A 17,878-nucleotide genomic window follows, 5' to 3' on the forward strand; every position below is an offset into this window, starting at 1 on the left:
ATCATCGGACGATGCCGCCGTTCGTCCGCCTGCCGCTTTAACTGGAATCCATCGCACATGGAAGGCAACAAGCAGCTTCACCAGACATCGTTCTATTTGCTGTTGTTCACGGTGTCCATCGCGCTTTGCTTCATCCTCGCGCCGTTCTTCAGCACGGTGCTCTGGGGCGCCATACTTGCATTGATCTTCCAGCCCGTGCAGCGCCGGCTCGTTGCCCGGCTCGGGCGGCGGCGCAATATCGCCGCGCTCATTACGCTCACCATCTGCCTCGTCATCGTGATCTTTCCGCTCACGCTGGTGACGGCCACGCTGGTGCAGCAGGTCGCCTTGGCCTATCAGGGGGTGCGAAGCGGCAGCCTCGACTTCGGCGCCTACTTCACGCAGATCGTCCATGCCATGCCCGAGTCGATTCAGAACCTGCTAGCGCGCTACGACCTCATGGATCTGCCCGGGCTGCAGCAGCGCCTTTCGGCGGGCGCCGCAGAGATCAGCCAGTTCGTCGCCACGCGTGCTTTCTCCTTCGGGCAGAACACGCTGCAATTTCTGGTGAGTTTCGGCGTGATGCTCTATCTGTTCTTTTTCCTCGTGCGCGACGGCCGCGAAATTTCGCGGCTCGTACGCGACGCCATTCCGCTCGACGAGCAGCACAAGCTGCATCTCATGCGCAAGTTCACGACGGTGATCCGCGCAACGGTGAAGGGCAACGTGGCCGTGGCGGTCGTGCAGGGCGGCCTGGGCGGTATCGCGCTCTGGGTGCTCGGCATTCAGGGGGCGCTGCTGTGGGGCTTCGTGATGATGCTGCTCTCGCTGTTGCCCGCCGTGGGCGCGGCGCTCGTGTGGGGGCCCATTGCGATCTACTTCCTTTCCACGGGCGCGGTGGCGAAGGGCGTCGGGCTGATCGTCTTCGGCTCCGTCGTGATCGGCACCGTCGACAACGTGCTGCGCCCCGTGCTCGTGGGCAAGGACACGCGCCTGCCTGACTGGGTCGTGCTGATCTCGACGCTCGGCGGCATTTCGCTCATCGGCATCAACGGCTTCGTGATCGGGCCGCTCGTCGCCGCGCTTTTCATCAGCTGCTGGGACCTGCTGCGCAAGGACCAGCACAACATCGAAAACGAAAGCACGCCCGTGGAAGACGAGCCCGTCTAAGCGCGGCGCTATGGCGAAACGTGCAGCGGCACGCCGGCGCGGCCCTGGCGTGCAACACCGGCAACAGGCGCTTCGGGCGCTTCGGCGCCGTCCACGGCAACCGAAAAACCGAACGTGTTGATGCCGTCCGCGCTGCGCACGAACACCGTGCCGCCGTGCATTTCCGCCACGGCCTTGACGATCGACAGCCCGAGCCCGTGATTCTCGTGGCTGTTCGAGCGCGCCTCCTGAATGCGGTAGAAGCGGTCGAAAATATGCTCGCGCGTGACCGGATCGAGCGGCTCGCCGGGGTTCGACACGGCGATCTCGACGTGACCGTTCTGCGGCGCGACCGTCGCGCGCAACGTCGTACCGGGCTGCGAATGCTGGATCGCGTTGACGAACAGATTGCTCACGGCGCGGCCGATCAGCGATGTATTCACCCAAGCCCGCGCATCGCCCTGCACTTCCACGCGCAGCTGTGCCTCTTCCAGCGGCATCTCCAGAAAATCGAGCATGCGTTCGATCTCCGAGCGCAACGACACTTCCGTGAGGTCGGTCGCGCGTTCGCCGCGATCGCTGCGCGAGAGGAACAGCATGTCGTTCACGATCACGCGCAATCGTTCGAATTCCTCAAGATTCGATTGCAGCGTCTGTTGCAGCTGTTCGACCGAACGGTCGCGCGTGAGTGCCACCTGGGTCTGGCCAATCAGGATGCTCACCGGCGTGCGCAGCTCGTGCGCCACATCGGCGTTGAATGATTCGAGCCGCTCGTAGGCCTTGTCGAGACGCTCCAGCGCGCCATTGAACGATGTGGCGAGTTCGTGCAACTCCTCGGGCAGTTCGTCCGAGTGCAGACGCTGGCGCCGGTTCGACGGGCTCAACTGCGAGGCCTCGCGCGAGAGGCGCGTGAGCGGGGCGAGTCCGAAGCGCGTCACCGCGCGGCTCAGCAGCGCGACTGCAATGGTGGACAGCGCGATCAGCACGCCGAGCGCAATGCCGAAGCGCCGCAGCATGCCTTCGGTGCGCACGCAGTCGCTGCCGACCACGAGTTTCACCTGAGGCCGGTCGCCGCTCGCGGGTACGATAAAGGTCGTCGTGATGATGTCGTAGCTGCAGCCGGGTGGGCGCACGAGCAGATGATTCGGGCCGACGTCGCCGGTGACCTTGCCGACGATGGGCGTACCGAAACGAAAGCGCGGATCGGGGCCTTCGACGTAGTAATGCATGCGGCTGTCAGCAGGCGAGAGGTCGCGCAGCTTTTCCTGCACGAAGGCCCACTTCTGCACGTCCGGTGCGTGCGAAACGATCAGGCTCGCAATGCGCGCACGCGTGTCGAGCGTTTCGCGCAATTCGTTGAAGAGTTGACGCTGCATCAGGAAGAAGAGGCCCGCGCCCGTGAGCGTGAACACGATGAGCGACACCGCTGCGAACATCGCCGAAAGCCGCAGCGAGATCGAGCGTTTCATGACGTCTGGCCTCCTTCCTCGCGCACTTCGAGCACGTAGCCCATGCCGCGTATGGTGTGCAGCAGCTTTGCCGCGTGCGGGCCGTCGAGCTTGGCACGCAGCCGCTTGATCGCCGTTTCCACCACGTTCGCATTGCTTTCGAAATTCACGTCCCAGACCAGCTCGGTGATGAGCGTCTTGGAAAGAATCTCGCCGCGCCGACGCGCGAGCACCGAAAGCAACTGGAATTCCTTCGCCGTGAGATCGAGGCGCACACCGTCACGCGTCGCGCGGCGGCTGATGAGATCCACCTGCAGATCGCCCACCGAAATCAGCGTGGATTCCTGCGTGCGTGCGCGCCGCGTGAGCGCGCGCAGCCGCTCGACGAGCTCGAGGAAGGAGAACGGCTTGGTGAGATAGTCGTCGGCGCCGTCGCGCAGACCGTGCACACGGTCGTCCACGCGGTCGCGCGCCGTCAGCATGATGACCGGCGTGTCCTTCTTCGTGCGCACGGCGCGCAGTACGCCGAAGCCGTCGAGCTTCGGCAGCATGACGTCGAGCACGATCACGTCGAAGTCGTACTCCGTGGCCATCCACGCGCCTTCCTCGCCGTCCATGGCGACATCCACGACCCAGCCCTGCTCCGTGAGTCCGCTACGCAAGTAGTCGACGACCTTGCGCTCGTCTTCGATTACCAATACTTTCATGCCCGCCCTCCTCTTCGCGCGCTGCCCTGGCGGTGCCGGCCGACGCGGCCCGCGACCGCCGTTGCGCGCTTTTATATACCCTGGTGCCGGGCCCGCTCAAGCCCTCTTGTAGCTCTCGTATGCCCCGTTTTCAGCCCTTGCGTGCGACTCAGCTTCTGCCCTCGGCCTTCGGCACTTCGCGGCACGTGCCCGCGCTGCAGGCCAGCTCGCGGTCGTCGGCGCTCCAGCCACCGCCCAGCGCCTTCGCGAGAAAGACCACCGTGGCGACCTGCTGGCCGTGAATCTGCACTTCCTGGCGCTCGCTGGCAAGCAACTGCTGCTCCGCGTTGAGCACGTCGATGAACGCGACGAGGCCGCCCTGATAGCGGTCGTTGGCGAGTTCGAACGACTTGCGTGCGTCGTCCACGGCCGACTGACCGTCGGTCGAGGCACGTTCCAGCACCGAAAGGCCCGTTACCGCATTTTGCACCTCCTGGAACGCGGTGAGCACGGTCTGACGATAAGACGCCTGCGCCGACTCGTAGCCCGCTTGGGCGAAATCCACGCCCGCCGCGCGCTTGCCGCCGTCGAACAGCACCTCGCTGGCCGTCGCGCCCACCGACCACATCAGGCTCGGCACGGAGAAAAGGCCGCCAAAACGCGTCGATTCCCAGCCGAAAGTGGGCGAAAGGGTGATGTCCGGAAAGTACGCGGAACGTGACACGCCGATCTGCGCATTGGCCGCGGCCATCGCCCGCTCGGCCGAGGCCACGTCGGGCCGCCGCTGCAACAGCTCGCTCGGCAGCCCGGTGGGAAGCGCCGGCACCGGCAGCGGCATCACCTTCTGCGCGATCGTGAATTCGGGCGCGGGCTTGCCGACCAGCACGGCAATGGCGTTCTGCTCCTGCTGTCGCTGGTTTTCGAGCAGATGCACCTGAGTTTGCGTCGCCGCAAGCTGGGCCTTTTGCTGCAGCAGTTCGAGACCCGAAACCGCGCCGAGATCGTGCTGCGCGGTCACGAAATCGAGCGCCTTTTGCTGCAGTTGCGCCGAGCGGTTCACCACGTCGATCTCGTTGTCGAGTTCGCGCATGGCGAAATAGTCGGTGGCGAGTTCGGCGCTGAGCACGAGGCGCGCGTTGGCGAGATCGTCGCCGGCCTGCTGCGTCGACGCCTGCGCCGACTCCACCATGCGCCGGATGCGTCCGAACAGATCCAGTTCGTAGCTCACGGTCGCGCCGACGGTGACCTGGTTCTGCACGGTCGACGTGTTGGGCGTCGCGTAGTTCGTGAGCGGCCGGTTCGCGGAAATGCGCTCGCGCGCGAGGCCCGCGTCGAGCCCGACCTGCGGGCTTTGCTGCGAGGACACCGAAGCGAGCGTCGCGCGTGCCTGCGCGTAGTGCGCGGCGGCCACGCGCAGCGTCTGGTTCTCGGCGAGCGCCGCGGTTTCCAGAGTGTCGAGTTCGGCGTTGTCGAATGCCTTCCACCACTGCGGATCGAGCGGCGCATGCGAAGGCTGCGCCGCGTGCCAGTATGAATCGGCGGAATCGACGCGCCAGGCCGAGGGGCTTTGCGTTTGCGGCGCGTGATAGTCGGGGCCCACGGTGCAAGCCGCGAGACCGAGCGCGCCCAGCGCCGTGACGCAAGCGAGCGGCCGTTGCCGCGTGTTATTCCGCATCGTCACGTCGCGCTCCGCCTGGCGGCCTCGTGCGCCGCTTCGGTCTTGTTCGGCGCGACCACGACGACGCTGTCGCCATCCGCGATCGAGTCACTCGGGTTGAGCACGACGCGATCGGTCGGCGCGAGCCCGCGGCTGATTTCGAGCGTCTGCCCGAGGTCCTGCGCGATTTCCACCGGCTTGAGCTTGATCTTGCCATCCGCATCGACGACTGCAAGACGCGGACCTTCCGAGCGGAACAGCAGCGTGTTGCCCGGCACCGTGAGCAGGCCCTTCGCGTCGGTCTGCAAGGCGGCCTGCACGTACGCGCCGGGCAGCAGCTTGCCGTCATGGTTGGGCAGCGAGATTTCGGCCTGCAGCGTGCGCGTGGCCACGTTGATGGCCTGCGCCGTGCGCGTGACGGTGCCGGCGAACGTCAGGCCCGGCAGCTCCTGTTCGGTCACGCTCACGTGCTGGCCGACCGCCACCTGCTGCGCATAGGTCTGCGGCACGTCGAGGTAGAGGCGCAGCGGGTCGGACTGCGCAATCGAAAAGAGCGCATGACCCGCCCCGCCGTTGCCCGCGTTCACGAGGTCGCCGATATCGACGTTGCGCTGCGTGATGATGCCCGTGATCGGTGCGACGATGCGCTGGAACGACTTCATCTCCGTGAGGCGGCGCACGTTCGCATCGGCGGCGGCGAGATTCGCCTGGTCGGTGTTGAAGGCGCCCTGGCGGTCGTCGAGTTCCTGCTGCGAGACCGCATCGCGCTGGCGCAATTGCTGCGCCCGATCGAACGATGTCTTTGCGAGAGCGAGCGTCGAGGCGGCCTGATCGCGCTGCGCCTGCGCCTGCGCGAGTTCCTGATCGATCTCGGGCGTATCGATCTCCGCGAGCAACTGCCCTTGTTGCACGTGCGCGCCGATATCGGCGTACCAGCGCCGCACGTAGCCGTTCGCACGCGAGTAGATCGGCGCTTCGACAAAGCCGCGCAGCGTTCCCGGCAGCACGATGCGGCCGTCCGCGCCCGCCGCTACCGGTTGGACGACGCTCACGTACTGCTTCGCGTTCTGCTTCGTGACATCTGCGAGATGGTGGCCGTTCATGAGGTTCGACACGATCGTGCGCGTGGCGCCCGCGGCCAGCAGCAGCGCGACCACGATCAGCGCAAAGCGTGCGCGCTTGCCCGCCTGGCCGCGCGCCGGCAGGTCCATGCCCTGCTCGCTGCCCACGGTGATGTCGAGAGATGAATGGTGGTGAGGTTCGTTCATGTCTTCGGCCAATTTGACTTAACGGGTATCGCCTCGCGTAGCCCGGCGCTGCGCCTCGCGCTCGCGTTTCGCGGCGGCGCGGTGGGCGAGCCGGGTATGTACGGTCGCAAACATCAGGGGTACGAACAAAAGTGTGGAGACCGTAGCGAACAGCAGGCCGCCGATCACCGCGCGCCCGAGCGGCGCATTCTGCTCCGCGCCTTCGCCGAGGCCGAGCGCCATCGGGACCATGCCGATCATCATGGCGAACGCCGTCATCAGCACCGGGCGTATGCGGGTAGCGCCGGCTTCGAGCGCGGCGGCGAGCGGCGACGCGCCGGCGGCAAGACGCTGCCGCGCGAACGAGACCACGAGAATGCTGTTTGCGGTCGCGACGCCCACGGTCATGATCGCGCCGGTGAGCGCGGGCACGCTCAGGTGCGTGCCGGTGATGAAGAGCATCCACGCAATGCCCGCGAGCGCGGCGGGCAGCGCGCTGATGATGATGAGCGGATCGGCCCACGACTGGAAGTTCACGACGATCAGCAGATACACGAGCACCACCGCCATCGCAATGCCGACGCCCAGACCCACGTACGACGAACGCATCGTGCCGATCTGCCCACGCATGGTGATGGTCGTGCCGCGCGGCGCGTGCGCCTGCACATGCCGGATGATGTCGTTGATGTTCACGCCCACGGACCCCAGGTCGCTGCCCTCCACGCTCACGAGCAGGTCGATCACAGGACGGATGTTGTAGTGCGTGACGATGGCCGGCCCGCTATGCGGATTGAGTTGCACGAGGTTGCTCACGAGTTGCAGCGGCGCATTGGGATTCGTCGCGCGTGCGGAAACGGGCGTGCCCATCACCTCGTTCATCGAGGTCTCGCGATACTGCGGCGTTTGCACCGTGAGCGGATATTCCACGCCGTTTTGCGGGCTCACCCAGAACGCAGGAGAGGTCTGGGTGCTGCCCGAAAGCGCGATCAGCACGTCCTGCGCAACATTTTGCGGACTCAGGTTCAACTGCTGCATACGCGTGCGGTCCATGGCGAGCGTGAGCGCGGGCTCGTCGTTACGCTGCTCGATGTGCGCATCGACAGCGCCCGGCAGTTGCCGCACCTGCTTGAGCAGCGTGCTCGCAAGCGCCATGTCCTGATTCAGGTTCGCGCCCACGACCTGCACGTCGATCGCCGCGGGCTGACCGAAGTTCAGAATCTGCGTGATGATGTCGGCGGGCTGGAAGAAGAACTCGACGCCCGGGAAGCGTTGCGGCAGCAAGGTCCGCAGCTTGTCGATATAAATGCGCGAGGGATCGTGATCGGGCTTCAGCGCGATCTGGATTTCACCGTCGAGCGTGCCAATCGTCCCCGCATTGCTATACGAGAGGTTGATGCCGCTATAGGGCAGGCCCAGATTGTCGACGATCGTTTCGAGTTGATCGGCCGGCACGACTTCGCGAACCACCTGCTCCACCTGGTCGGCCAGGCGCGCGGTTTCCTCGATGCGAAAACCCGTTGGCGCGCGCATGTGCAAACGAATATTGCCCGCATCGACCGAAGGAAAGAAGTCGCGGCCAAGAAAAAACACGAGGACGAGCGAAAGCAGGCAAAACGCGAGGAAGGTGCCGCCAAAGAATTTGCGGCGCGCGAGCAGCAGGCTCAACAGCGCGATGTAATTGGCGCGCAAGCGCTCGAACGCATGATTGAAGCGCCAGTGTATGCGCGCGAAGAGCGAGCCTTGGGCGCGCTGTGCATGCGCGGTGGGATCGTGGCCCTCGAAGAGCAGCATGGCGAGCGTCGGCACCAGCGTGCGCGAGAGGATGTACGACGCGATCATCGCGAACACCACGGCTTGCGCGAGCGGCACGAACAGAAAGCGCGCTACACCGGTGAGGAAGAACATCGGCACGAACACGATACAGATGCACAGCGTCGAGACGAGTGCGGGTACCGCGATTTCGCCCGCGCCTTCGAGAATGCCGTCGTGCAGTTTCGCGCCCAGATGCAGGTGCCGCTCGATGTTTTCGATCGTAACCGTGGCGTCGTCCACCAATATGCCGACAGCGAGCGCAAGGCCGCCGAGCGTCATGATGTTGATGGTCTCGCCAAGCGCATAGAGGGCGATGATCGACGAGAGAATCGACAGCGGGATCGACACCGCGATGATGAGCGTGCTGCGCCAGTTGCCGAGAAAGAGCAGGATCATCGCCGCGGTGAGCGCGGCCGCAATGAGCGCTTCGCGCACCACGCCCTGCACGGCGGCGGAAACGAAGACGGACTGGTCGAAGAGCGGCTTGACGACGAGGTCGGCGGGCAGCGTGTCGCGTGCCTTCGGCAGCAGGTCCTTGAGGGCGCCCACCACCTGCAGCGTCGAGGCGTCGCCGCTCTTGAGGATCGACATCAGCACGCCGCGCTGGCCGTCCTGGCGCACCACGTTGGTCTGCGGCGTGAAGCCGTCGCGCACGTGCGCCACGTCGCCGAGATAGGTGGTCGCGCCGTTTACCGTCTGCACGGGAATGCGGTTGAGTCCGGCAAGCGTATCGGGCGATGCATTGGTGTCCACACGATATTCGGTTTGCCCGAGCTTGGCCGTGCCCGTCGGCAAAATCAGGTTCTGCGCGTTGACGGCATTGACGATATCGGCGGGCGTGAGGCCCTTCGAAATGAGTGCGCGCGTATCGAGGTCCACGGAAATCACGCGCGTCTTGCCGCCATACGGGTAAGGCACCTGCGCGCCGGGAATCGTAATGAGCTGCGGGCGCAAGAAGTTCATCGCGACGTCGGCGAGCGCCTGCTCGCTCATCGACTTGCTGGACAGGCCGAGTTGGATCACCGGAATGCTCGAGGCCGAATAGCTGATGACGAGCGGGGGCGTCGCACCGGGCGGCATCTGCTTCACCTGCGCCTGTTCCGATGCAACGGCCTGCGCGATCGCGGTTTGCAGGCTCGCACCAGGCTGCAGGAACAGCTTGATGATCGCGATGCCGGGCAGCGACTGCGACTCGATGTGCTCGATATTGCTCACCGTGGTCGTCAAGCTGCGCTCGTTGACCGAGGTGATGCGATCGGCCATGTCCTTCGCGGAGAAGCCGTTGTACGACCAGATGATGCTGATGACCGGGATGTTGATGTTCGGCAGCACGTCGGTGGCCATCGACATGAGCACGAACGGCGTGGCCAGCACGATCAGGATAGCCATCACGATGAACGTGTACGGTCGCTTCAGCGCGAGATTGACAATCCACATGTCAGTGTTTCGGACAACTCAGGCGAGGGGTTGAGACGGCGACGCATTCATCCAGCGGGTGCCGCATCATAGGCAATGGCGGTGGCAGGTCGCTGTCGCCAATATGGCGAAATTGACAGGCAATGCGCGAGACGCGCGAAAGCGCACTGGAATGCAGATAGATCGGCGCTGTAGCGTCGCGAAGCGCCGGAAATCCGCAGCCGCGAAACGCGCCGTAACACACTCGCGCTTCGCGAAGACTTCTTTAACTGCTTCAGTTCACAAGACGCAGGCGCTCCAGGTCGTGCGTGTTGTGACCGCGGCCCCGACCGCTGCGCGCACGCGCGCCTCGCGGGCCCGCGTGTGCATCCATTTCGCGAAGCGGCTCGTCGCAGGTGGCGAGCGCAGCCTCCTGCTCGGCAAGGACGAGCGGCACCTTCTCGCGCAGAAACTCGACGAAGGTGCGGATCTTCGCATCCAGATAGCGACGCGAAGCGTACAGCGCGTAGATGTTGAGCTTTTGCAGGGTGTGCGTGGGCAGCACGCGCACCAGCGTGCCGTCGGCGAGACCGGGCAGCGCAACCGGCACCGGCAGCGGGCCGATGCCCATGCCTTCGCGTATGGCGAGCGCAAGCGCTTCGGGATTGTTCACCTGGAACGGCGTCACGCCCGTATGCCGGAAGGTCTCGCCAAGCGGTCCCTCGGAAACCCATTGGCCGGCGGGCAGGCTCGCATCGGTCAGGTGCAGACAGGTATGCGCTTCGAGGTCATCGAACGATTGCGGCTCGCCGCGCGTGCGCAAGTACGCAGGCGAAGCGCAGAGAATGGCAGCGGTGCTGCCCAGATGCTGGGAGATCAGCGCGGAGTCCTCGAGTTCGGCGGCCACCACGACCGCGACATCGAAGCCCTCCTCGATGATGTCCGGCATCTGCTGCGCGATGGTGAGATCGACCGAGACCTCCGGCAAATGCTGCTGATAGCGCGCGATGAGCGGCATCACATAGTGCTGCCCGAAACTCGTGCCGCCGTACACGCGGAGCTTGCCCGCGGGGTTCGCGTGCGCAGCGGCGGCTTCCGCTTCGGCCTGCTCGATGTCGGCAAGAATGCGCTTGCAGCTCTGGAAGTAACGCTCGCCCGCTTCGGTCAGCGACATGCGCCGCGTGGTCCGGTTGAGAAGCCGTGTGCGTAGCCGTGACTCCAGGTCGGTGACCGCGCGCGAGACCTGCGCCGTCGTCATCGTTTCGCTCGCCGCAGCGCGCGTGAAGCTGCCGGACTCCACCACTCGCACGAAGACCCGCATATTGCGCAGCGTATCCATCAGAAACTCCCGTTCATTCGACCTGCCTTCCCATCTCCATACGAATGAGGGTAGTTTCGCCGACGAGCCGTGGCCTGATCCTGACTCGAACATGACAGCGCGGACAGCTTGGCGCAAAGCCCCGTCGCGCGTATGATCCACGGGCCCCCGGGGCGTGCTGCGATGCATCCCGACGCCTCGCGCGAGAGCCGCCTGGCGTACGGCCGCCCTGCGCTTTGATGACAAAACGATGACTCTCGAATTCGCCCTGCGCCTTCTCGCGGCGTTCGCCTGCGGCGTCGCCATCGGCCTCGAACGCCAGATTCGCCAACGCACGGCCGGTCTGCGCACGATCACGCTCGTCGCCAGCGGCGCATGTTTGTTCGTCACGCTCGGCGTGCTGACCGGCAATGGCTCGACCGGCGTGACGCAGATCGCGGCCTATGTCGTCTCCGGCGTGGGCTTTCTGGGCGGCGGCGTCATCATGCGCGAGAAGGGCTCGATTCAGGGCATCAATACCGCGGCGACGCTATGGTGCTCAGCGGCCGTGGGCGTGCTGTGCGGAGCGGGCCATTACGGCCCGGCGGTGGCCGGCACCGCTGTCGTGCTGCTCACGAATACCGTGCTGCGCGAGGTGAGCCGCATCATCAACGCGTCGCCTGTTTCGAATGCGGATCTCGTGCGCGCTTATGTGCTTACGGTGGTTTGCCGCGAAGAGGATGAAATCCATATCCGCACGTTGCTTTCGAACTCTCTGTACTCCACGCCGCTTTCGTTCCAGAGCCTCACGAGCGAGGACCTGGCCGGCGATCCGCCGCGCCTGCGCGTGACGGCGACGATGCGCCTGCACCCGAAGTACCAGTCGAAGCTGGAGCTCCTGGCGAACCGCCTGAGCATGGAGAAAGGCGTCTCGAGCATAAGCTGGACCGCCGCGGAACCCGAAATCGCGCCCGAATGAGCCTTGCGCATTGCATCGGCCGGCATTTCTTACGAATGCATTTCTAATTCGTTGCTTTTTTTGAAACTATCGGCGGCGGTTTTCAAGAACTGTCAATTCTGGCCGCGTTTCATGGACGCGTATTCGCCCTTGGACTAAGCTCCATTCACCGTGATTCGTTCACGCCAACAAGGGGAGTCTACTCATATGCAACACGGCATCATTGCCTGGCTCATCATCGGCGCAATCGCAGGCTGGCTCGCTGGCGTTCTCGTCAAAGGCGGCGGCTTCGGATTGTTCGTCGATATCATTGTCGGCATTGTCGGCGCGTTCATCGGCGGTTGGCTTGCCGGGGTGCTCGGCATTCATATCGGCGCCGGCATCATCAGTTCGATCATTACCGCCATTGTCGGCGCGGTCATTCTGCTCTTCATCATCCGCCTCGTGCGACGAGCGTAGCGAATTTGCGCTATCAATGAAAAGCGGGAGCACCGTTGCCGGTGCTCCCGCTTTGTCTTTGTGTGCTTCTAAATAGCGAGCGCCGTGGACCTTAGGCGTTCGCAACGAGTCCGCCCGTCGCTTCAGGCAGCATCGAACCCGTTTGATTGAAACGCAGATGCATTTCATACGCGCGTGCGAGATCGTGCGGCGTCTGGCCGCCGAACTTGAGTGCGTCGCGATAGTAGTCGCGCAGCAGGTCGCGATAAAGCGGATGCGCGCAACGCTCGATCACGAGGTTCGCACGTTCGCGCGGCGCAAGTCCGCGCAGATCCGCCAGGCCCTGCTCGGTGACGATCACGTCCACGTCGTGCTCGTTGTGATCGACGTGCGGCACCATCGGCACGATGCTGGAAATGCGGCCGTCCTTCGCAATCGCCTTGGTCGCGAAGATCGCGCACGACGCATTGCGCGCGAAGTCGCCCGAGCCGCCAATGCCGTTCATCATGTGCGTGCCGCCCACGTGCGTGGAATTGACGTTGCCGTAGATGTCGCATTCGAGCGCGGTGTTCAGCGCAATCAAGCCGAGGCGCCGAATCACTTCGGGATGGTTGCTCACTTCCTGCGGACGCAGCACGAGCTTGTCGCGATAGCGGTCGAGTTCGGCGAGCACCTGAGCCTGGCGTTGCGCGGAGAGCGTCATCGATGCGCCCGAGGCGAATACCATCTTGCCGGAATCGATCAGATCGAACGTCGAGTCCTGCAATACTTCGGAGTACATCGTAAGCGCTTCGAACGGCGAATCCACGAAGCCCGAAAGCACCGCGTTCGCAATCGTGCCGATGCCGGCCTGCAGCGGCGGCAGTTGCGCGCTCATGCGGCCGTGCTTCACTTCGTGCTGCAGGAATTCGATGAGGTGGCCGGCAATACGCGCGGTTTCTTCGTCGGCGGGCAGCACGGTCGAGGGGCTGTCCGCTTCGTTCGTGATGACGATGGCGGCGATCTTCTCCGGCGGAATCTCGATGGCGGTCGTACCCACACGGTCCTGCGGACGCACGATCGGCAACGGATCGCGATGCGGGCGACGGCCAGGAATCCACACGTCGTGGAGGCCTTCGAGCGCGAGCGGCTGTGCGAGATTGATCTCGACGATCACCTTCTCCGCGAGAATCGCGAAGCTCGCCGAATTGCCGACCGACGTGGTCGGCACGATCGCGCCGGTTTCCGTGATCGCGGCGGCTTCGATGATCGCGAGATCGAGTTTCCCGAGCAGGTTCGCGCGCAGCATCTCCACGGTTTCCGAAAGATGCTGGTCGACGAACATCACTTCGCCGCGGTTGATCGCCTTGCGCAGCGTGGCGTCCACCTGGAACGGCAGACGGCGCTCGAGCACACCCGCTTCGGTCAGCATGCGATCGACGTCGTGGCCGAGCGAGGCGCCCGTCATCAGCGTAATGCGCAGCGGCTCTTTCTCTTCGCGCGCACGGCGCGCCAGTTCGAGCGGCACGGCCTTCGTGTCGCCCGCGCGCGTAAAGCCGCTTGCGCCAACGCGCATGCCGTTGCGCACGAGTTGGGCCGCCTCGGCGGCCGAAGTGATTTTCCCGCGCAAGGCGGCACAACGAATACGGTCTTCGTACATCAAAGTCTCCACAAACTCTCTGATCGCCTGGTGCCTATTTTCAGGTCTTGCATCGGCGGTCGTGCACTGTGAGTTTCACAAAACACTGTTGCAGTGTTTTGAGCAGCCACAATGCGCAAAGCCGCGGCGCCCTTTTGAAGGCGTCGCGGCACAAGATTTCAGCGTGCGCCTGCACATGGCTGGCGTGCTCTCGATTTCAGCTACCGAAATAAATATTGCAGAAGCTGACCGGGCCGACGCATTCATCCTTCTTTGCCGGCTTTACGATTTCGCGGTGGGCGGGCGCTTGCGCTGCCTGCGGGGCAGCGGACTGCGCAACCTGCTGAGGGACGCTCGCTGCCGGTGCTTCGTTCTGTGCATAAGCAGCGGCGGCGGCAAACAGCGAACAGGCAACAACAGCGATCTTCAGGGACTTCATTTTACTCTCCAGTGCTAACGGTTACTGCGAAGCAGTGATGTGACTATATGACTCAGGGTCGAATAGATTAAGGAGTCGGGGTGGAAGGCATTTTTCCAGACTGCAGCAAGATCGCGCGGGGCCCGCATTTTCATTGTGTTTTCAACGATCTGCGCGGCGCAAGCGTACGGCGTGCACGGCGCGCCAGCGGCCCGAGCGGCGCGTCGCGGTCGAGCAGCGCGCTGCGGATGAAGTGCAGATGACTCAGCAGCCGTTGCGCCTCGTGCCGCCTTTCCCGCTCGTGATGCACGGTGGCGAGCGCCTCCTGGGCGATCCAGGTCGCCGCGCGCACGGCGCTGAGCGCGTGGTCGAGCGCGATCCCGTCCGGGCTCTCGAAAAGGTGCGCGATGTCCCCCTGAACGCGCGCGAGAGCCGCAGGCCAGCGCGCGTCATGACGGTCGAGCCAGGCTGCCGCGTGCGCCTCGTTGCGCAGATCGACCACGGCGTGCCCGACTTCGAGCGTGACGAGCATCCAGCGCAACGCGCGCCGGTGCGCCTGGCGGCGCCCGTTCAGCAAGAGCCTCAACTGGTGCATCAGATCGTGCGTACCGGACTGGAAGCGCTGGCCGAGGCCATCGAGTTCCCCATGGCTGGCCAGCACGACCTGGCCGCGCAACGACACGCACATGCGCTCGACGAGCCAGTTCATGTGCGGTGGAAACACCACCGCGAACGCGAGCGAGGCGACCAGCATCGCGGCGACGACGGCGATGCCGTTGTTGACCAGCAGATCCGGCGTGTACACGATCACGTTGTCCGGACCAGCCAGCAGACAGAAGAACACCGAGAAGCCGACGCCATAGCCCGCTATGCGCGAGCGGGTGGCGAGAAAGGCGCCGATGGCGAGCACCGGAACGAGTGTCGCGCAGAGCAACGGAAAGCCGTCGACATTGGGATAGACATAGCAGGTGAAGAGATAGCCCGTCACGGCGGCAAAGGCCGCGCCAACCGCCATCTGCACGGCCATGCGCGACGCGTTCGGCGCCGACGAGGTGAGCGCGCACGTGAGCGCCGCCGCGATCATCGCAAGGCCGCCGCTCGGCCAGTCGGTCTCGACCCAGAACCAGCCCAGCGACGCCACCACCACGGCCGTACGCACGAAGGTGAACGCCACCACGTACCAGCTCGTGCGAGGCACGTAGCGCGCGGCGCGCGGCGCCTGCGCAGGACTCGCTTCCATGAGCGCTGCCCAGGTGCGGCTGTAGCGCACGATCTCGGTCGTGAAGCGATAGATGAGTTCGGCCGAGGTGTCGAAGTCGGGCAGCGCTTCGGGCAGCGCATGTTCGAGCGGCCGCCGCGTCTCGCGCACATGACGCGGCAGCGTGCGCTGAAAGGCCTCGAGCCCATCGGCGACCCTCCGCGCATAGGCGCGATCGCTTTCGTCGCGGCCAGGCCGTTGTGCGAGCAGCGCCGCGAGTTCGTCAAAATACGGCGCGAGCGGTGCGATCGCCGCGTCGCGCCAGTGCAGTCTTTTGAGCAACTGGCGCAACGCATGCAGCCGCGCGCAGGCATCCATGAATTCGGAATTCAGACGCGAAAGCAGGCCGCTGCGCGAGCGCATCGTCGGATCTTCGAAAGACGAGAAAGCACGCGTGGCCTCGAAGCCGACGACATCGTCGACGAGACTCGCAAATCGCCCTTCGAATGCGCCCCTTTCGAGCCGCCCAGCCAACACCGCCGCAGCGAACGCAGTAAAATTGAGATAGCGTGAGCGCAGGGTTCGACCGAGCAACGAGCCCGACTGCCGGGGCACGATCACCGCGCTGACCATGCCCGAGCAGAGAATGCCAATGGCCACTTCGGCGCCTCGGCCGAGTGCGGCGAGAAAGAGACCGTTGGGCTGCATCACGAGCGGAATGCCGATCAACGCTGCCGTGTAGCCGGCAAGCACGAAACCGTACCAGCGAAAATGGCGATTCCTCATGGCGGCAGCCGTACATGCGGCCACCCACCCCGTCATCCCGAGGATGTAGAGTTCGGGCTGCTGGACGAACACGGCGCCCAGTACTACCGCCGCGACCATTCCCACCGCAGTGCCGACGATGCGATAAAAGCTCTTGGCGAACACCATGCCCGAGAGCGGCTGCATCAGGACGAACACCGTCGTCATCGCGATGCGCGGCTGCGGCAGGTCCAGCAGCATGGAGATGCCCATGGCAAGCAAGCAAGCCGCGACCGTTTTCAGCAGATGGAGCCAGATCGTGCCGTCGCTGGCCTGCCAGTCGCGCAACGCCCGTCTGACCGCGCGCCATATGATCTCCGCGCGCCGACGCGAGTCGAACGCTCGATGTATCGCAGGCTGGCGGCTCATGACAAACGCTCGGGCTGTTTCAAAGACAGGGGCCGATTGTAGGAGCGTCATTGCGCCGCATTAATGGGACGCGCGGGGAACCTCCGTTCCAGATCACTCAACAATGGCGCGCCCATACAGGCGGACAATATCGTTTCTGTACCGAACAAGAAGGTCAAGAAGGTCTGATGGATACGTTACAAAACATGCGGGTGTTCGTGCGCGTCGTGGAAGCGGGCAGCTTCACGGCCGCGGCTCAGTCGCTGGATTCGACCACCGGCGCGATGTCGCGCGCGGTATCGGAACTCGAAGCGCACTTGCGCACCCGTCTGCTCAACCGCTCGACACGCCGGCTCGCGCTCACGCCCGCCGGCGAGCGGTATCTCAAGCGTTGCTCGCAGATTCTCGCGGACGTCGATAGCGCGGAAGAAGAAGCGAGCTGCGCGCACGAACGCCCGGTCGGGGCGCTGCGCATGCACAGCTTCGCGAGTATTGGTCAGCAGTACGTGCTGCCGGCGATCTCGCGCTATCGTGCGCTGCATCCCGAAGTCACCGTCGAACTGACGCTCTCGCAACGCATGCCGGATCTCTTCGAGGGCAGCAGCGACGTCTCGGTGGTCACGGCGTCATCGCTGCCGAATTCCGATCTCGTTTCGCATCAGCTGGGCTCGACGTACAGCATTCTGTGCGCCTCGCCTGGGTATGTGCATACGCACGGTGCGCCACGCACTCCCGCCGACCTCTCGCATCACGACTGTCTGATTCTCAAATCGCCAGCGTTCCCGGCGCATGAGTGGACGCTCGAGGGGCCTGAGGGCAGCGTCGAGATGCAAGTGGACGGGCCGGTGCAGGTGAACATCGCGGAATCGCTCGCCGTGGCAATACGCGAGGGGATGGGGATCGGGATGTTGCCGGTCTACGCCGCAATAGAAGGATTGCGTAACGGGACGCTCGTGCGCGTGCTGCCACAGCACAAGCTGCAAAAGACGAACGTGTACGCGCTCTATCCGTCGCGCAAGTTCGTCGATGCGAAGACGAAGACGTGGGTGGAATTCTTGCGCGCGCATCTCCCGCAAGTCATCGAGCGCGACCTGGCGCTGCTTGAAGAACTGACTCAAGAGCAGCTGACGGACGTCGCAGAAGAGGTGGCCTTGGCGAAGGACGCTGGCGTCGCAGCAGCTGTGCAGAAAGCGGCGCAGTAAGCCTGCGCTTGTGAAAGCGGGTTAACGCAAAAAGCCGTCCATTGGACGGCTTTTTTGTTTTCTGCATCTGAAGAAGCCCAAACGCCAGAACCCCGGTTCTCTTTCGGAGACACCGGGGTTCTGGACGTTACAGCATAAGGAGCCTGACGATTACCTACTTTCACACGGGCAATCCGCACTATCATCGGCGTGGAGCTGTTTCACGGTCCTGTTCGGGATGGGAA

Annotated in this window: 13 protein-coding genes; 4 read left to right on the top strand and 9 right to left on the bottom strand. The window is 64.3% G+C overall.

Annotation, left to right across the window (positions count from 1 at the left end; translation table 11 throughout):
* Positions 1 to 57 precede the first annotated feature (57 nt).
* Complete coding sequence (locus tag AB3X99_RS31785) at positions 58 to 1,149, top strand: AI-2E family transporter (protein ID WP_069268711.1); 1,092 nt, start codon at positions 58 to 60, stop codon at positions 1,147 to 1,149.
* A gap of 8 nt (positions 1,150 to 1,157) precedes the next feature.
* On the opposite strand, the gene AB3X99_RS31790 is transcribed toward AB3X99_RS31785, so the two are convergent.
* The 6 genes from AB3X99_RS31790 to AB3X99_RS31815 all read right to left on the bottom strand — a co-directional run bounded on the left by AB3X99_RS31790 (position 1,158) and on the right by AB3X99_RS31815 (position 10,712).
* Positions 1,158 to 2,597, bottom strand: a complete 1,440-nt coding sequence (locus tag AB3X99_RS31790) for a heavy metal sensor histidine kinase (protein ID WP_342950231.1) — start codon at positions 2,595 to 2,597, stop codon at positions 1,158 to 1,160.
* Positions 2,594 to 3,283, bottom strand: a complete 690-nt coding sequence (locus AB3X99_RS31795) for a heavy metal response regulator transcription factor (RefSeq protein WP_042265081.1) — start codon at positions 3,281 to 3,283, stop codon at positions 2,594 to 2,596. The genes AB3X99_RS31790 and AB3X99_RS31795 overlap by 4 nt, the downstream gene beginning before the upstream one ends.
* A gap of 148 nt (positions 3,284 to 3,431) precedes the next feature.
* The gene (locus AB3X99_RS31800) at positions 3,432 to 4,937 is read right to left on the bottom strand and encodes an efflux transporter outer membrane subunit (protein ID WP_368619166.1); all 1,506 of its coding nucleotides are present in this window, start codon (positions 4,935 to 4,937) and stop codon (positions 3,432 to 3,434) included.
* Between the two features lie 2 nt (positions 4,938 to 4,939).
* Entirely contained in the window at positions 4,940 to 6,187 is a 1,248-nt protein-coding gene (locus AB3X99_RS31805) for an efflux RND transporter periplasmic adaptor subunit (protein ID WP_368619157.1), read from the bottom strand.
* Between the two features lie 18 nt (positions 6,188 to 6,205).
* Complete coding sequence (locus AB3X99_RS31810) at positions 6,206 to 9,415, bottom strand: efflux RND transporter permease subunit (protein WP_368619158.1); 3,210 nt, start codon at positions 9,413 to 9,415, stop codon at positions 6,206 to 6,208.
* Positions 9,416 to 9,668: 253 nt separating this feature from the next.
* Positions 9,669 to 10,712, bottom strand: coding sequence for a LysR family transcriptional regulator (locus AB3X99_RS31815; protein ID WP_342950228.1), 1,044 nt, complete (start codon positions 10,710 to 10,712; stop codon positions 9,669 to 9,671).
* A 229-nt stretch (positions 10,713 to 10,941) separates the two neighbouring features.
* Between AB3X99_RS31815 and AB3X99_RS31820 the strand changes: the two genes are divergently transcribed.
* Both AB3X99_RS31820 and AB3X99_RS31825 read left to right on the top strand, forming a co-directional pair.
* Positions 10,942 to 11,649, top strand: a complete 708-nt coding sequence (locus AB3X99_RS31820; RefSeq protein ID WP_069268708.1) for an MgtC/SapB family protein — start codon at positions 10,942 to 10,944, stop codon at positions 11,647 to 11,649.
* A gap of 186 nt (positions 11,650 to 11,835) precedes the next feature.
* Positions 11,836 to 12,087, top strand: coding sequence for a GlsB/YeaQ/YmgE family stress response membrane protein (locus tag AB3X99_RS31825; protein ID WP_042265070.1), 252 nt, complete (start codon positions 11,836 to 11,838; stop codon positions 12,085 to 12,087).
* Between the two features lie 91 nt (positions 12,088 to 12,178).
* Here AB3X99_RS31825 and AB3X99_RS31830 read toward each other — a convergent pair whose 3' ends face one another.
* The 3 genes from AB3X99_RS31830 to AB3X99_RS31840 all read right to left on the bottom strand — a co-directional run bounded on the left by AB3X99_RS31830 (position 12,179) and on the right by AB3X99_RS31840 (position 16,473).
* Positions 12,179 to 13,705 carry an acetyl-CoA hydrolase/transferase family protein gene (locus AB3X99_RS31830; RefSeq protein WP_368606200.1) on the bottom strand — a complete coding sequence of 509 codons (1,527 nt, stop codon included), beginning with the start codon at positions 13,703 to 13,705 and terminating at the stop codon, positions 12,179 to 12,181.
* A 196-nt stretch (positions 13,706 to 13,901) separates the two neighbouring features.
* The gene (locus AB3X99_RS31835; RefSeq protein WP_254319584.1) at positions 13,902 to 14,123 is read right to left on the bottom strand and encodes a hypothetical protein; all 222 of its coding nucleotides are present in this window, start codon (positions 14,121 to 14,123) and stop codon (positions 13,902 to 13,904) included.
* 130 nt (positions 14,124 to 14,253) lie between these two features.
* Positions 14,254 to 16,473 (bottom strand): FUSC family protein, encoded by a 2,220-nt coding sequence (locus tag AB3X99_RS31840; protein ID WP_368619159.1) that lies wholly within the window; start codon positions 16,471 to 16,473, stop codon positions 14,254 to 14,256.
* A 167-nt stretch (positions 16,474 to 16,640) separates the two neighbouring features.
* On the opposite strand from AB3X99_RS31840, the gene AB3X99_RS31845 reads away from it, so the two are divergent.
* Complete coding sequence (locus AB3X99_RS31845; protein WP_069268705.1) at positions 16,641 to 17,654, top strand: LysR family transcriptional regulator; 1,014 nt, start codon at positions 16,641 to 16,643, stop codon at positions 17,652 to 17,654.
* Positions 17,655 to 17,878 lie beyond the last annotated feature (224 nt).

Source organism: Paraburkholderia sp. BR10882 (assembly GCF_040948855.1).
Lineage (GTDB): Bacteria > Pseudomonadota > Gammaproteobacteria > Burkholderiales > Burkholderiaceae > Paraburkholderia > Paraburkholderia nodosa_A.

Excerpts from the sequence above, each read along its gene's own strand:
- AB3X99_RS31835 (WP_254319584.1), bottom strand. The coding sequence starts at position 14,123 with ATGAAGTCCCTGAAGATCGCTGTTGTTGCCTGTTCGCTGTTTGCCGCC.
- AB3X99_RS31800 (WP_368619166.1), bottom strand. The coding sequence starts at position 4,937 with ATGCGGAATAACACGCGGCAACGGCCGCTCGCTTGCGTCACGGCGCTG.
- AB3X99_RS31815 (WP_342950228.1), bottom strand. The coding sequence starts at position 10,712 with ATGGATACGCTGCGCAATATGCGGGTCTTCGTGCGAGTGGTGGAGTCC.
- AB3X99_RS31790 (WP_342950231.1), bottom strand. The coding sequence starts at position 2,597 with ATGAAACGCTCGATCTCGCTGCGGCTTTCGGCGATGTTCGCAGCGGTG.
- AB3X99_RS31820 (WP_069268708.1), top strand. The coding sequence starts at position 10,942 with ATGACTCTCGAATTCGCCCTGCGCCTTCTCGCGGCGTTCGCCTGCGGC.
- AB3X99_RS31795 (WP_042265081.1), bottom strand. The coding sequence starts at position 3,283 with ATGAAAGTATTGGTAATCGAAGACGAGCGCAAGGTCGTCGACTACTTG.
- AB3X99_RS31845 (WP_069268705.1), top strand. The coding sequence starts at position 16,641 with ATGGATACGTTACAAAACATGCGGGTGTTCGTGCGCGTCGTGGAAGCG.
- AB3X99_RS31830 (WP_368606200.1), bottom strand. The coding sequence starts at position 13,705 with ATGTACGAAGACCGTATTCGTTGTGCCGCCTTGCGCGGGAAAATCACT.
- AB3X99_RS31785 (WP_069268711.1), top strand. The coding sequence starts at position 58 with ATGGAAGGCAACAAGCAGCTTCACCAGACATCGTTCTATTTGCTGTTG.
- AB3X99_RS31805 (WP_368619157.1), bottom strand. The coding sequence starts at position 6,187 with ATGAACGAACCTCACCACCATTCATCTCTCGACATCACCGTGGGCAGC.
- AB3X99_RS31810 (WP_368619158.1), bottom strand. The coding sequence starts at position 9,415 with ATGTGGATTGTCAATCTCGCGCTGAAGCGACCGTACACGTTCATCGTG.
- AB3X99_RS31825 (WP_042265070.1), top strand. The coding sequence starts at position 11,836 with ATGCAACACGGCATCATTGCCTGGCTCATCATCGGCGCAATCGCAGGC.
- AB3X99_RS31840 (WP_368619159.1), bottom strand. The coding sequence starts at position 16,473 with ATGAGCCGCCAGCCTGCGATACATCGAGCGTTCGACTCGCGTCGGCGC.